Genomic DNA, 13,809 nt, shown 5'->3' with positions numbered 1-13,809 from the left:
AAAACTGTTCAAGCAGGAATTACATGGACCGAAAGTCGAAACTACGACAGATTGCCCTCGCCGCAGTCATCGCGATGGGGGCAGCGCGGGGTGTCAATGCGCAGGCTCTGCCGGACAGCAGCGCGAGTGCTGGCGCCGTGAGCGGCGTTGTTTCCCAGCCAGGCACGACGGCGGCGTTGCCGGCAACTTCACAGGCGGGACAGGCCCAGACTTCCGCGCTCACGCCCGACGAAGCGAAGCAATCCGCCGCGGGCAACGTGGCGGAATTGCAGCAAATGATCCACGGTTCGGATCTGAGCGAATTGCGCACCACCTATAACGGTAGTTACGGCGCGAGCTTGCTGTTTTACGGCAAGGAAATGACGTACTACGTGGCGCTGTTCCAGCAGAAAAATTTCTGGCGGGTCATCAAGACGCAGGACGCGGCGCGTGCCGACATGATCTATAAGGATTTCGTGCGTCAGACGGTGCAACTGTCGGACGTCGAGATTCGCCGCACGCAACTCGAGGCGCAGAAGGCGTTCACGGAGCGGATGATCGCGCTGTCGCAGGACCGTGCGAACCGCCTGCAAGCGGACCTGGATGTTGCGCGTCAGCAGCAGACCATCGTGGCGAGCCAGCAGCAGCAAACGCGCGCCGAAGCCACGGCGCTCGCTCAGCAGAAAGCTTCCGCGCAAGATCAGTTGCGTGCCGCGCAGCGTCAGGTGCGCGAGTTGCAACGCCAGTTGGAAAGCGGTTTGCCCTCGCACTGAGGGCGATGCTCTGAGGACTGTCGGCTGGGCAGGGCGGCGCGGGATTGGAGATGCCGCCCGACACCTGCCCGCTGTGCTTGCTCCACAAGCAGCGCATGCCACCCTCGGCATGCGACCTCTGCGATACCTCATCTGACGAGCACGCGCTCAAGGGTCCACGCTTGACGCATTGCATCTGCGCAGGCGAGCCCAACGTCCACGACATCATTTCGCTGTGCCCACGTGATACATCAGTGCGGCAATTTCTAGCGCCGCTTTTTTCCCTCCGGAGACGCCTCTTTGTCCTCCACGTGATGCGGGTCTCCCGTGTCCACGGCGATCGGATCGCTGGCGGGAAAACTTTCCTCGAGTGCCTCATCGAGCCTGTTGTCCGCGGACTCAGCGGATTCGGCGGGCGTTTTCGTTTCGGCTTTGTGAGTTTCGTGTTGCTTCTTGCTGGTCATGACGTGCTCCGTGAGAAGAGAGTCGGCAATCCAGCATAGCGCAAAGCGGGCGCCGGCGAATATCGACCGAATGGCTTAGGACTTCGCGCCGTGAGCGTCTGCTTCAAAAGCGCGAGGCGAACGAGCGGGGAGGCGAAGCGGCGTCGTCAATAAAAACTTAAAACCAATGCGCATCAGCTCGTTTTCCGTGTGTCGACGCAAAGCGGCGCGGGAAAAACAAAATCAATCGCCGATCGTGTTGGCCGGAAGACCGCAACGCATGTCGCGAACCGGCAGTGTCGAGCTCGGGAGGAGCGCAACCAGGAACCCGTGAACAACAAGGCAGCGAAAACCATGAACCGGAAAAAAACTGCGTGCGCACAGCGCCTCAACGCGTCACACGTCGTGGAAGCAGAACTGGAACATCTGGATTGGGCAACGAGGCAACCGGCGCAGCGCATGCTGGACGCCTGCTATTGGCGCCGCCGCGTGCTGGCGGTCAAATGCGGATTCGAACTGACGGAACTGCAGGTGATGCGCCTGGAAAAGATCTTGCAGCGGCTCGGCCATTCAACGGAGTAGCCGAGCGCTGTTGCGGCAACTTACTCGGTGCCGCCATTACCACCATTACCACCATTACCACCATTACCACCATTACCACCATTACCACCGCCGTTGCCACCGTGACTGCCGCCACCATGGTGGCCGCCGCCATGATTACCACCGTCGCCGCCCGTGCCGAACAAACGACGGCGGCGCGTCACGACCACGGGGCCGTCCGACGTGCTGCTGCTACGATCTGACGCAGGCCGGTCCGAAGACGGCGCGCCATACGAATCGCGCGGTTCACGCGGTTCGCGCGGCTCACGGTGATCGCGCGGCTCGCGCGAACCGTGCGGACCGCGCGTGGTGTGCTCGCCGTGCGACGGACGCCCCGCGCGCGGAGCCGGACGCGTGCCGGTGTCGAGCTGGATCGTCGAGATCGCGCGCTTGTAGATGCCTTGCAGGCCGACAGGCGTGCGCAGCATCACCAGATACTGATCGAACGACTCGATGCACCCGGTCAGGCGGATGCCGTTGACAAGGTAGATCTCAACGCGCTTTCGTTCTTTGCGCGCGGCGTTCATGAAGTCGTTTTGCGGATGCGATTCTGCGGAAGCCATGGACAATTCAGGTTAGAAAGACGGTTGTTCGCCGCGATTCTACCCTGTGTGGGGGCGGAACGCGTCGGCGGGCGAACTGCGTCCACTATAACGGCTTGTGGACACATAAGCATCTGATAACTATTGACTGTAACGTTGCGTTACGAATCTGCGGACGAATGCCGCATTCTTCCGCCACCCGCAGGCCTTCGCGGCGCGGATGGCGGAAAAAGATAGCGCAGGGCTGCGCCTTCAGCGGAATAAACCACCGGCTGCCGGCGTTATATCAGGCATGGCGGCGCTGCATCGTGCGCGCGGCCGATCGGTTGCACGGTTCGCGCGAGGCGTCCGGGCGCCCACGAGGAGACTCACCATGAAACTATCCCGCATTCTCTCCGCCGTTTTCGTACTGCTGGCGCTCGCGGGCGGCACGCTCGCGACGAGCGCGTGCACGTCCGCGACCGATAGCAGCGCCTCCGGCACGAGTGGTGGCACGGGCAGCGGTGGCGGCTACTGAATGCCTCACGCCGGGTGAGTTTCGAAACTGAAGTGATTTCGTGGCTCCCGCAGTTGCGCCGCTACGCGCGCGCACTGACGGGTGACCGCGCCTGGGCCGACGACCTCGTGCAGGATACGGCGGAGCGCGCGCTCGCGCGCTGGGCGGCTTTCCGGCCGGACAGCAATCTGCGCGCGTGGCTGCTGACGATCCTGCGGCATCTCTACATCGACCAGTTGCGCGGCCGCCGCGAGATTGCTGTCGACGAAGAGAGCGCGCCGTGGCGCAATCTCGAAGCGCCGCAGGGTGAAGTCGACGGGCTCGTGCTGCGCGATCTGCAGCGCGCGCTGTATTGTCTGCCGGTCGAACAGCGCGAAGTGCTGTTGCTGGTCTGCGTGGAGGATCTGTCTTATCAGGAAGCGTCGCGCGCACTCGGCGTGCCGATCGGCACGGTCATGTCGCGGTTGTCGCGCGCGCGCGAACATATGCGCGCGTTGCTGACGGAGGGGCCGGCTCAAGGCCCGGCGCGTAAAACTCCGCCGTTGAAAGTAGTGAGAAACCCGTGATGAATAACGACGACTACGATTCCAGCTTGCCCGAAGGGCTCGACCTGCGAGCGCTGTCGGCGTTTGTCGACGATGAATTGCCGGGCGCGGAGCGCGCCGCGATCGAGGCGCAACTGCACCAGCATCCGCAGGCCGCCGCGCGCGTGGCCGCCTGGCGCGCGCAGAAATCCGCATTGCGGGCTTTGTGCGGCGCGCCGCCGCGCAGCGAGCGTGACGAGCGCAATCAACGCCGTGCGGACGATGCCGCCGACGAACCGGCCTTCATCGTGTTGCGCCGGAACACGCCATGGTGGCAGCGAGTGGGCGTCGCGGCTTGCTGGCTGGCGGCAGGCGCCGGGCTCGCGCTGGCTCTGGGTCCGCTCGCGCCGCGTCTGACCGGTGGCGCGTGGGGCGGTTTGGGCGGCCAGCCGCCGAGCTTCGCCCAGCGCGCGGACATCGCTTATGCGGTGTACACGCCGGAGCGTCGTCACCCGGTGGAGGTCGCGGCCAGCGAAGAAGAGCATCTGATCAACTGGCTCTCCAAGCGGCTGAACCGGCCGCTCTCGGTGCCGTCGTTGCAGGAATATGGCTATTCGCTGGTGGGCGGGCGGCTGTTGCCCGGCGAAGCGGGACCGGCCGCGCAATTCATGTACGAGAACGGCAGCGGCGCGCGGCTCACGCTTTACGTCACCGGCACTTCGCGCGACGAAACCGCGTTCCGGCTGTTGCGCGAAGGTAACCGGCGCACCTTCTACTGGATCAACGACGGCATGGGCTACGCGCTGTCCGGGCCGATCGCGGAAGGCAAACTGCGCACCATCGCGATCGACGTGTGCAGCGCGCTCGGCGGCAAACCGGAGTCCTGGCAGTAGCGGTGTTCGCAGGCGCGAAACGCCGTCGCGCGGCGCTGCAATACGCGGTAACCGAAACCGCCGGCGTTGCAGCGGCGCAAGCGGAATAGCGTCGCGCGGCACTTCGTTTACTCGGTGCTGGATCGTGTTGTCCTCGCGTGCGCATGCGCGGCACGGTTTCGAGCAAGGCAAACCGACGGTGTCTTAACGGCGCCGACACGTTTTTTGCGGGTCGCAACGCCGGTGCGTCGAGGCAGCAAAATCATGTTCACATTTCATCTTTTCGGCAGCCGGCCGTTTCGTGCCGCAGCCGGCCTGTGTTTTTGCGCCGCATGCGCGGCACCCGTCGAGGCGCAAGCGCTAGCGGATGCGGTTTCAGCCGATACGTCGACCTGCCGTTTCGTGGTGGGGCAGGCGGAAATCGACGGCGTCATGCAGCAGATCACCGGCCGCGCGTGCCTGCAAGCGGACGGCACGTGGCAGATCGTCGAAGACGATGCCGCCGCGCAGGCCTTGGCGGATGGGCCGGTCTACTACTACGATCCATGGTATTGGGGGCCACCGGTCGTGTTCGGTGTCGGCGTGTCGTTCGTGTTCGTCGACCGCTTTCATCATTTTCATCACATGGATCATGTGCGCTACATGCACGGCGTGCGCGGACCGTATGGCGTGGGCGGCCATGGCGGTTGGCGCGGTGCGCCGCCCACCCGCTCGTGGGGTGGCATGTCGCATGGCGGCGGTGGAATGCGCCGCTAACCCGCTGCCGCTCGCGCGCGCGACGGCCAAGGAGATGCTTTGATTCGCAGCTTGCCGCCGAAGGTATCCGCCGCGCAGTTCGATCGCGCGCTCGCCGCCTGGCGCTCGATTGTCGGCGAGCCGCAAGTGGTCACCTCGGCGGACGGGCTCGCCGCGTATCTCGATCCGTTCGCGCCCGGCGAGCGCGAGGCGTTTTCGGCGAGTGCCGCGCTCTTGCCTGGCTCCGTCGACGAGATTCGCGCGATATTGCGGATTGCCAATCAATTTCGCATTCCGCTGTGGACCGTCTCGACCGGGCGCAACTTCGCCTATGGCGGAGCGGCGCCGCGACTCGCCGGTTCGGTGGTGCTCGATCTGCACCGGATGAACCGCATCATCGAAGTGAACGAGACGATGGGATACGCGCTGGTCGAGCCGGGCGTGAGTTATTTCGATCTGTACGCGTATTTACGCGAGAAAGGCTACAAGCTGTGGGTCGATCCGCCCGCGGCCGGTTGGGGCAGTGTGGTCGGCAATACGCTCGAGCGCGGCTTCGGCTATACGGATTACGGCGATCATGCGGCGGCGCAATGCGGCATGGAAGTGGTGCTGGCCAATGGCGACGTGTTGCGCACGGGAATGGGCGGGATCGAAATCGGCACCGCGTGGCAGTTGTATCAACCGGGCTTCGGCCCCTCGTTCGACGCGATGTTCATGCAGTCGAACTACGGCATCGTCACCAAGCTGGGCGTCTGGCTGATGCCCGCGCCGCCCGCATATCTGCTGGGCGAAATCCAGTTTCGCCATGAAGCGGATCTCGAAGCGATCGTGGAGACTTTGCGTCCGCTGCGGCTCGATGAAACGATCCGCAATCATGCGGTGATCGAAGGCGGCCTGCGCCGCGCGGCCGGCTTGTCGGCACGCGCGCAGTGGTATGACGGGCCGGGCGCGATGCCCGAGCGCGCGGTGGCCGCCATGCTCGACAAGCTGAACGTGGGCCGCTGGAATCTGCATTTCGCGCTATACGGTACGCCTGAATTGATCGACGCGCGTTATGCAATCGTGCAGCGCGCGTTTGCCCGCATGCCGCAGGCGCGGTTCTCCGCCACGCGCTATGCGGGCGATGCGCAGCCCACGGCGGGCGGCGACCGCAATCTCGCCGGCATTCCCGCGATGAGCGCGTTTCGCATGCTCGACTGGCGCGGCGGCGCGGGCGCGCATGTCGACTTCGCGCCGGTGTGCCCGGCGACCGGGCGCGACGCGTTGCGTCAATACACTATGGTCAAAACGCGCGCCGCGGAGTACGGCTTTGATTACTACGGCGGTTTTACGGCGGGCGCGCGCCATCTGCATCACATCTTCGCGGCGATTTTCGACCGCGACGACGCGAACCAGGTCGAGCAGGCCGGCGCGCTTTTGCGTTCGCTGATGAGCGACGCGCGCGCCGCCGGCTACGGCGAATATCGCGCGCATCTCGCGTATATGGATTTTGCCGCCGCCCAATACAGCTTCAACGACGGCGCCTTGCTGCGCCTCTCGGAAACGATCAAGGACGCGCTCGACCCGAACGGCATTCTCGCGCCGGGCAAGCAGGGCATCTGGCCGGCTGCGTGGCGCGACCGGCGAGGCTACACCTGAGGGCGCGTGTCGCCCGATATGACGACAGGAGCGAACCATGCATCGGCGCACTTTCATGATGACCGGCGCCTGCCTGCCGAGCGTGGCGGGCAGCGCGTGGCCGTGGCTCGCGCACGGCGCGGCGCGTAACAGCATGGTGGCGGTGGTCGATTCGACGCTCGCGCACGGCGTCGCGCTTGCCGAATATGCCGCGCACAGGCAGTGGCCGATTTTCGAAACCGGCGACGATATTGGCGTGCTCTGGTACACGACCCTCGCACCGCTGCTCGGCGCGACGTCCGCGCGATCGGCGCCGAGGTTGATCGGCCTCACGCGCGCCTCGGATTTCTTCGTCCTTGGCGAATTCGCGACCCGTGCGGGACACCGGATCGAACGGAGTGACGAGCACGGGACGGGCGCCCACGCGCAACCGGTCCATGTCGCCTTCGCGTTCGCGCCGCGCTAGAACCTGTACGCCTTGTTCTTCGGATCGAACGTCGAATCGTCGAAGGTTTTCGGCGTGATGGTTTCGAACACGATCCGCTCGAAGATATTGCCGTTGTTGTCGTAAGACTCGACGGAGCGGAAATACGGGTGCCGCAGATCGAGGCCGAGCGTTTCTTTTTTCGCGTAGAACTGCGGCTGGCCGTTCGGCGTTTCGAAGGTGAAGGCCACCACGCGCACGCCGTCGATGGTTTTCACGTCTATCGTGGTCGAGCGCGGCAAGCCGGCCTCGGCGTATTTCTTGCCCTCGGCGAGGTACTGATTCGCGATGTATTCGGTACCGAGATCGCGCACGTCATGGTTCGACTGCGCGCGGGCGAGGACGCCGTGCAGCGAGGTCCACAACGGCATCACGTTCAGGATGCCGCCCAGGTGTCCGTACATTTCGTCGGTCCGCCTGGACTCGTCGTAGATGACTTCCTGGCCCGCGTGCGCGCCGTCAGGCAGCCACTTTGCGTAGATTCGCAGCGGGTCGCGCGCGAGGCGCACCAGCATGTGATCGGGCTTATCGGGCCATTGGCCGTGAATGCGTTCCGAACGCAACATGGTGAACTCGTACGACGGATAACCGTTCGGCCCTTCCTTGATATAACGCGGCAACGCGAGCGGATCGAGCGACTGGAATAGCGCGACCAGTTGCGCGTCGTCGAGCTTTTCCATGGCGCCGCTTTGCTGTGCGGCACGCAGCCATTTGACCTGCTGATCCAGCGTGAGCTTGCCGACCTGCGAGGACGGCGTGGCCGGCGCCTTGAGGGTGCTGACGGTATCGAGCGCGGGCGGTGTATCGTCGTTTTGCGCGAATGCGTGAGGCGAGGCCAGCGCGACCGCGCTCGCCACGAGCGCCGCGAGCAGCAGTCTGCGCGACGGCGCGCTTTGCAACGGCGCATGGAGCGACGCCCGTATACCGGCGGCCTGCGTCGAAACACGGGGGAGAGGCATGAAGGCCGACGTGCGGCATGAGCGTGCGGACATGCGGTGCTTCATGAATCTCTCCGTAAGGTGACGCGAGGCGCAATCCCAGTCAGGCAGGCTTTTGCTTCGCGAGTTCCTCGTCTCGCAGCGCGCGGCGCAGAATTTTGCCCACGTTGGTTTGCGGCAGCTCGTCGCGGAACTCGACGAGCTTCGGCACCTTATAGCCTGTCAGGTTCTTGCGGCAGTGGGCAATCACCTGTTCGGCCGTCAGCGAAGCATTGCGCTTGACGATGAACACCTTCACCCGTTCGCCCTGTGCGGCGTCGGGCACGCCGATGGCCGCCACTTCCCGCACGTCCGGATGCGCGGCGATCACGTCTTCGATTTCGTTCGGATAGACGTTGAAGCCCGACACCAGGATCATGTCCTTCTTCCGGTCGATCAGGCGGATATAGCCGCGCGAATCCATCACGCCGATGTCGCCCGTGGCGAGCCAGCCGTCGTCGTCGATCACCTTGGCGGTTTCGTCCGGGCGGTTCCAGTAGCCTTTCATCACCTGCGGCCCCTTCACGCACAATTCGCCCGCCTCGCCGATGTTCGCCCAACTGCCGTCGTCTTTCCTGAAACGCACGTGGGTGGACGGCGCGGGCAAACCGATCGAGCCTTCGAAGTCACGCATGTTGTTCAGATCGACCGGATTCATCGACACGATCGGCGAGCATTCGGTCAACCCATATCCCTCGATGATCGGCTTGCCGGTAACCGCCTTGAAGCGCTCGGCCACCGATTTCTGCGTGGCCATGCCGCCCGCCATGGCGAGCTTCAGATTCGAGAAGTCGCGCTTGCAGAACTCCTCGTTTTCGAGGAAGGCGTTGTAGAGCGTATTCACGGCCGTCATACCGGTGAATTTCTCGTGACGGATGATCATCATCACGCGTTTCATGTCGCGCGGATTGGCGATCAGAATGTTGCGCCCGCCCAGCCCCATGAAGATCAGCGCGTTCACGGTCAATGAATAGATGTGGTAGAGCGGCAGCGGCGTGAGCACGGTTTCGATGTCGCCGGTCAGTTGACCTTCGGACCACGCTTTCGCCTGCAGCAGATTGGCGATGATGTTCTTGTGCGTGAGCATCGCGCCCTTGGCGACGCCGGTCGTGCCGCCTGTGTACTGCAGGAACGCGATGTCCGCATGCGTGGGGTGCACGGGTGTCAGCGGCCGCGAGTAGCCGATCGACAGCGCCTCGAGGAGCGGCACGGCCTTCGGCAGGTTGTACGCGGGCACCATCTTCTTCACGTGCCGGAGCATGAAGTTGAGCAGGCGTCCCTTCAGATTCAGGCCGTCGGCGAGCAGATCGCCGAGACCCGTCACGATGACGTTCTGCACTTTGGTGCCGGGCAGCGCGTCTTCGACCGTCTTCGCGAAGTTCTCGAACACGATGATGGTTTGCGCGCCACTGTCTTTCAACTGGTGCGCGAGTTCGCGCACCGTATAGAGCGGATTCACGTTCACCACCACGCCGCCGGCTTTCAGCACGCCGAACAGCGACACCGGGTACTGGAACGTGTTCGGCAACATGATCGCCACGCGTTCGCCAGGTTTCACGCCGACGCTTTGCAGATACGCGGCGAACGCGCTGGCCTTGCGGCCGAGTTCGCCGTAGGTCAGGTTCGCGCCCACGCTCACATACGCCACGCGCTCGCGGAACTGCGCAATGCATTCGTCGAAGAACTGCACGACCGATTCGTACTGGTTGACGTCGATGTCGTGCGGCACGTCCGCCGGATAGGACGCGTACCAGATGCCGTCGGTGTTGGGCGCGTGGGTTGCCGCGCTCGGCGCCGCGGAATCCGTGGCGAGCGGGAAAGGGGTGTGAGTGGGCTGCGTCATGATCGTCTCCTCCCATGCAAAGCTTGATGCGGAATAATCGCTGAAGCTAGGGCTTCATCTATTTGTATGCTGATCCTACGGCCGTTCACCGCTCCAGAATCGCCACCACACCCTGGCCGCCCGCCGCGCAGATCGAAATCAAACCGCGCGCGGTGCCGGCCGGTTTGTCGAGTTGCGCGAGCATTTTCGCGAGGCCGGCGACAATGCGTCCACCTGTCGCGGCAAACGGATGACCCGTTGCCAACGAGCTGCCGTTCACATTCAATTTTGCCCGGTCGATTGCCCCGAGCGCGCCTGGCAAACCGAGTCGCGTGCGGCAATACTCGTCATCCTGCCACGCCGTGAGCGTACACAACACCTGTGCGGCAAACGCTTCGTGGATTTCGTACAGATCGAAGTCCTGCAAGCTCAGTCCGGCGCGCGCGAGCATGCGCGGCACGGCGTACGCGGGCGCCATCAGCAGGCCTTCTTTCTTGTCGAAGAAGTCGACGGCCGCGGTCTCGGACCAGCTCAGATACGCGAGCACAGGCAATCCGTGCTGCGCTGCCCAGTCCTCGCTCGCGAGCAGCACGGCGGAGGCGCCGTCGGTGAGCGGCGTCGAATTGCCGGCGGTGAGCGTGCCGGCGTCGCGGTCGAACACGGGCTTCAGGCTCGCGAGTTTTTCGAGCGTGAGGTCGGCGCGCAGATTGTTGTCGCGCGCGAGTCCCCGGTACGGCGTCATCAGGTCGTTGACGAAGCCGCGTGCGTACGCCTGGTTGAGCTTGCGGTGGCTGTCGTAGGCGAGCACGTCCTGCGCCTCGCGCGAAATGTTCCAGCGCTTGGCCATCAGCTCGCAATGCTCGCCCATCGAGAGGCCCGTGCGCGGCTCGCCGTTGCGCGGCAGAAGCGGCTTGAAAAACATGCCGGGCCGCAGCTTGGTCAGCGCGCCGACGCGTTGACCAGTGCTTTTGCCGCGATTCGCCTCGAGCAGAATTTTGCGCATCCGCTCGTTGACGCCGATCGGCGCGTCGGAAGTCGTATCGACGCCGCCCGCAATGCCCACCTCGATCTGTCCCAACGCGATCTTGTTGGCGACGAGAATCGCGGCTTCGAGTCCGGTGCCGCAGGCCTGCTGCACGTCGTAGGCGGGCGTTTCCCTGGCGAGCGTGGTGGACAGCACGGATTCGCGCGTCAAATTGAAGTCGCGCGAATGCTTGATGACGGCGCCCGCCGCGACTTCGCCCAGCCGTTCGCCGTGCAGGTTGTAGCGGTCGATCAGGCCTTGCAGCGTGAAGGTCAGCATGTCCTGATTCGACGCGGTTGCGTAGGCGGTGTTCGAGCGGGCGAACGGAATGCGGTTGCCCCCGACAATGGCGACGCGGCGTACGGCTGGCTGCGGGTTGGACATGCTCGGCTCCTTCGGGTCGTTCCCTGGTTATTGAATGGGCGAATGATGCGACTGCTGCGATGATCGACTGCGGCGGTCCTGATCGTGCTGACCGTTCTGACCGTCCTGATAGAACAACGATTTCAGCCGGTTCTGATTCCATGACTCGATGCACGCCGCGCGCACCTCATTGCAGTCTCCACTGCATGCGGCCGCGCAAATGCGGCTTTTGCCCGCTGATGTCGCGCACTTCGATGTCGCGTTCGATCAGCGAAGGCGACGCGCTCCACAGCGACGCTTCGCCGGGCAGCAGCATCGGCAGTTTGAATTCGGCGCTGAGCGTGGCTTCCGCGAGCGGCTTGGGCGGTTGCAGCGCGGAGGCGGCGCGCGCCAGCGTCCACATGCCATGCGCGATGGCGCGCGGAAAACCGAACGCCTTCGCCGACAAAGCGGTCAGATGGATCGGGTTGTAGTCGCCCGATACGCCGGCGTAGTCGCGGCCCAGTTGCGATGCGAGTTGCCAGCGCGCGATGCGTTGCAGCGGTTCGGGCCCGAGCTCGAGCGGATCGAGCGCACTGCCGCTCGCCGGCACGCCGCGCTTCAGATAAACGCTGTCGCCGTCCCACACCGCTTCGCCGCGCCGGTACATGCGGGTATGGAGCACGAACGCCTGGCCTTTGTCGTGGCGCAGCAGCGCGCCGAATTCCACCTCGACGCGCAGCATGTCCTTGTAGGCGAGCGGCCGGCGCAGGCGCACGTGGTTGGCCAGATGCACGAGCCCGAGCGCCGGCCACGGAAACGCCGGGTCGGTCAGCATCAGCAGATGCAGGGGAAAAGCGAGCAGGTGCGGATACGTGAGCGGCACGCCGTGCTCGGGGATGAAGCCGCACACGCGCGCATAGCGCCAGATCGGGCCGGGGTCGAGGGGGACGGCGGGACGCACGAGGCGCAGCGGCGGCAGATGCGTCTCGCGCCCGCGTTTGACGACGCCGGACAACGCGCGCGCATAGAGCTTCGCGGGCGCCGGCAAGGTCTCGATCACGACGGTCTTCGGCCGCGCCGTGTTCGATGCATGACCGCCGCCGAACGGGTGCCCCGGCTCGCTCATGATCACGCTCCAATCAGGCTTTGACCGCACACGCGCACGACCTGGCCGCTCACGCCGGCCGATCCCGGATGCGCGAGCCACGCGATGGTCTGCGCGACGTCGACCGGCTGGCCGCCCTGGCTCATCGAATTCATGCGACGCCCGGCTTCGCGGATGGTCAGCGGAATCTTCGCGGTCATCTGCGTCTCGATGAAGCCGGGTGCCACCGCATTGATCGTGATGCCACGCGCGCGCAGCGACTGCGCCATGCTCTGCACCCGGCCGATCACGCCTGCCTTCGAGGTGGCGTAATTGGTCTGGCCGAGATTGCCGGCAATGCCGCTGATCGACGACACGCCGATGATCCGGCCGCCATCGCGCAGAATGCCGGCGGCGAGCAGCGCGTCGTCGATCCGCTCCTGCGCGGACAGGTTGATGTCGATCACGCTTTGCCACGCGGCGTCGGTCATCTTCGCGATGGTTTTGTCCTTCGTGATGCCGGCGTTGTGCACGACGATATCCACGCCCTGTTCGTCGAGCGCGGCGGCGATTTGCGCGGGCGCTTCGGGGGCGGCGATGTCGAACGCGAGCGCGGTGCCGTTCAGCTGACGCATGGTCGCGTCGAGCGCCTCGCGCGCTGAAGGAATGTCGATGCCGATCACGTGCGCGCCTTCGGCCGCCAGCACGCTCGCAATCGAGGCGCCGATGCCGCGCGCGGCGCCCGTCACGATCGCGCGCCGGCCCGCGAGCGGCTGCTGCCAGTCGAACGCCGGCATGGCCTCATGGCCCGCGCCGGCAGCGGCGATGCGTACGACCTGACCCGACACATAAGCCGAACGTGGTGACAGAAAGAATCGCAACGTCGCTTCCGCGCCGTTCTCGGCGCCTTGCTCCACATAGACGAGATTGGCGGTGATGCCACGCCGGGCTTCCTTGCCGAGCGAACGCGTGAGGCCTTCGAGCGCGCGCTGCGCGGTCCACTGACGTGGCGTCGCACAGCTTTCCGGCGGCCGTCCCAGCACGATGATGCGCCCGCACTTGCCGAGCGAGCGCAGCGTGTCGTGAAAGAAGCCGTGCAGCGGTTCGAGCTGAGTGCTGTCTTCGATTCCGCTCGCGTCGAACAGCAGGGCCGCGAGCTTGCCTTGCGATGCAGAGTCGGCAGGTTCGAAACGGCCCGTCATGAGACCGTGGCGATTGGCGAGCGGCACCCATAGCCCGGCGCTCTCATGCGCGACGCTCGTCACGCCGATGCTGGCCACGAGATTTGCGAGCGCGTCGAGCAACTGCGGTTCACGGCCCGCACCGATCGCCACCAGGCCGCCGAACTCGGGCTGGTCGGCGCGAAAGCGGCGCAGCACCTCGGGCCTGGGCAGGCCGAGCGAGCGCGCAAGACGCGCGCCGAACGGCGAATTGACGAAGTTCAGATAAGAGTCGTTCATATTATTGGTTGCTCCGCTGGCCACGCCTCGAAGGAAGCCGCCCGCCTCAAAGG

At 64.8% G+C, this 13,809-nt stretch carries 15 protein-coding genes; 8 read left to right on the top strand and 7 right to left on the bottom strand.

The genetic code is table 11. The features are described 5' to 3' along the window. The first annotated feature begins 23 nt into the window (after positions 1 to 23). A complete protein-coding gene (locus BLW71_RS08010; protein ID WP_091794809.1) occupies positions 24 to 752 on the top strand; it encodes a DUF2968 domain-containing protein in 729 nt (242 codons plus the stop codon). Positions 753 to 997: 245 nt separating this feature from the next. Here the strand turns inward: BLW71_RS08010 and BLW71_RS08005 are convergent, their stop codons facing one another. After that, complete coding sequence (locus tag BLW71_RS08005; RefSeq protein WP_091794806.1) at positions 998 to 1,195, bottom strand: hypothetical protein; 198 nt, start codon at positions 1,193 to 1,195, stop codon at positions 998 to 1,000. A gap of 333 nt (positions 1,196 to 1,528) precedes the next feature. Between BLW71_RS08005 and BLW71_RS08000 the strand changes: the two genes are divergently transcribed. Further along, positions 1,529 to 1,756, top strand: coding sequence for a hypothetical protein (locus tag BLW71_RS08000; RefSeq protein WP_091800581.1), 228 nt, complete (start codon positions 1,529 to 1,531; stop codon positions 1,754 to 1,756). A gap of 20 nt (positions 1,757 to 1,776) precedes the next feature. Here the strand turns inward: BLW71_RS08000 and hfq are convergent, their stop codons facing one another. After that, a complete protein-coding gene (hfq, locus tag BLW71_RS07995; RefSeq protein ID WP_091794804.1) occupies positions 1,777 to 2,337 on the bottom strand; it encodes an RNA chaperone Hfq in 561 nt (186 codons plus the stop codon). Between the two features lie 352 nt (positions 2,338 to 2,689). On the opposite strand from hfq, the gene BLW71_RS41565 reads away from it, so the two are divergent. The 6 genes from BLW71_RS41565 to BLW71_RS07970 all read left to right on the top strand — a co-directional run bounded on the left by BLW71_RS41565 (position 2,690) and on the right by BLW71_RS07970 (position 7,026). Next, complete coding sequence (locus tag BLW71_RS41565; protein ID WP_177204988.1) at positions 2,690 to 2,833, top strand: hypothetical protein; 144 nt, start codon at positions 2,690 to 2,692, stop codon at positions 2,831 to 2,833. Positions 2,834 to 2,847: 14 nt separating this feature from the next. Then, positions 2,848 to 3,378 carry a sigma-70 family RNA polymerase sigma factor gene (locus BLW71_RS07990; RefSeq protein ID WP_091794802.1) on the top strand — a complete coding sequence of 177 codons (531 nt, stop codon included), beginning with the start codon at positions 2,848 to 2,850 and terminating at the stop codon, positions 3,376 to 3,378. Further along, the gene (locus BLW71_RS07985) at positions 3,378 to 4,229 is read left to right on the top strand and encodes an anti-sigma factor family protein (protein ID WP_091794800.1); all 852 of its coding nucleotides are present in this window, start codon (positions 3,378 to 3,380) and stop codon (positions 4,227 to 4,229) included. Before BLW71_RS07990 ends, BLW71_RS07985 begins: the two co-directional genes overlap by 1 nt. A 243-nt stretch (positions 4,230 to 4,472) precedes the next feature. Next, the gene (locus BLW71_RS07980; RefSeq protein WP_091794798.1) at positions 4,473 to 4,964 is read left to right on the top strand and encodes a hypothetical protein; all 492 of its coding nucleotides are present in this window, start codon (positions 4,473 to 4,475) and stop codon (positions 4,962 to 4,964) included. 39 nt (positions 4,965 to 5,003) lie between these two features. Next, positions 5,004 to 6,581: an FAD-binding oxidoreductase gene (locus tag BLW71_RS07975; RefSeq protein WP_091794795.1), complete on the top strand. Its 1,578-nt coding sequence runs from the start codon at positions 5,004 to 5,006 to the stop codon at positions 6,579 to 6,581. 37 nt (positions 6,582 to 6,618) lie between these two features. Beyond that, on the top strand, positions 6,619 to 7,026 hold the full coding sequence (locus BLW71_RS07970; RefSeq protein ID WP_091794792.1) for a hypothetical protein: 408 nt from the start codon (positions 6,619 to 6,621) through the stop codon (positions 7,024 to 7,026). Here BLW71_RS07970 and BLW71_RS07965 read toward each other — a convergent pair. From BLW71_RS07965 to BLW71_RS07945, 5 genes are all read right to left on the bottom strand, one after another. Further along, positions 7,023 to 8,048 carry a DUF1571 domain-containing protein gene (locus BLW71_RS07965; RefSeq protein ID WP_091794789.1) on the bottom strand — a complete coding sequence of 342 codons (1,026 nt, stop codon included), beginning with the start codon at positions 8,046 to 8,048 and terminating at the stop codon, positions 7,023 to 7,025. The two genes, BLW71_RS07970 and BLW71_RS07965, sit on opposite strands and share 4 nt — an antisense overlap. Positions 8,049 to 8,085: 37 nt before the next feature. After that, the gene (locus tag BLW71_RS07960; protein ID WP_091794786.1) at positions 8,086 to 9,864 is read right to left on the bottom strand and encodes an AMP-binding protein; all 1,779 of its coding nucleotides are present in this window, start codon (positions 9,862 to 9,864) and stop codon (positions 8,086 to 8,088) included. A gap of 85 nt (positions 9,865 to 9,949) precedes the next feature. Beyond that, on the bottom strand, positions 9,950 to 11,251 hold the full coding sequence (locus BLW71_RS07955) for an acetyl-CoA C-acetyltransferase (protein ID WP_091794783.1): 1,302 nt from the start codon (positions 11,249 to 11,251) through the stop codon (positions 9,950 to 9,952). Between the two features lie 166 nt (positions 11,252 to 11,417). Continuing rightward, positions 11,418 to 12,338 (bottom strand): MaoC family dehydratase, encoded by a 921-nt coding sequence (locus BLW71_RS07950; RefSeq protein ID WP_091794780.1) that lies wholly within the window; start codon positions 12,336 to 12,338, stop codon positions 11,418 to 11,420. Between the two features lie 2 nt (positions 12,339 to 12,340). Then, positions 12,341 to 13,756 (bottom strand): 3-oxoacyl-ACP reductase, encoded by a 1,416-nt coding sequence (locus tag BLW71_RS07945; protein ID WP_091794778.1) that lies wholly within the window; start codon positions 13,754 to 13,756, stop codon positions 12,341 to 12,343. Positions 13,757 to 13,809: the final 53 nt, after the last annotated feature.

Source organism: Burkholderia sp. WP9, from assembly GCF_900104795.1.
Classification (GTDB): Bacteria; Pseudomonadota; Gammaproteobacteria; order Burkholderiales; family Burkholderiaceae; genus Paraburkholderia.
The sequence above is the reverse complement of the archived record's forward strand: the minus strand, read 5'-3'. Positions and strand labels throughout refer to the sequence as shown.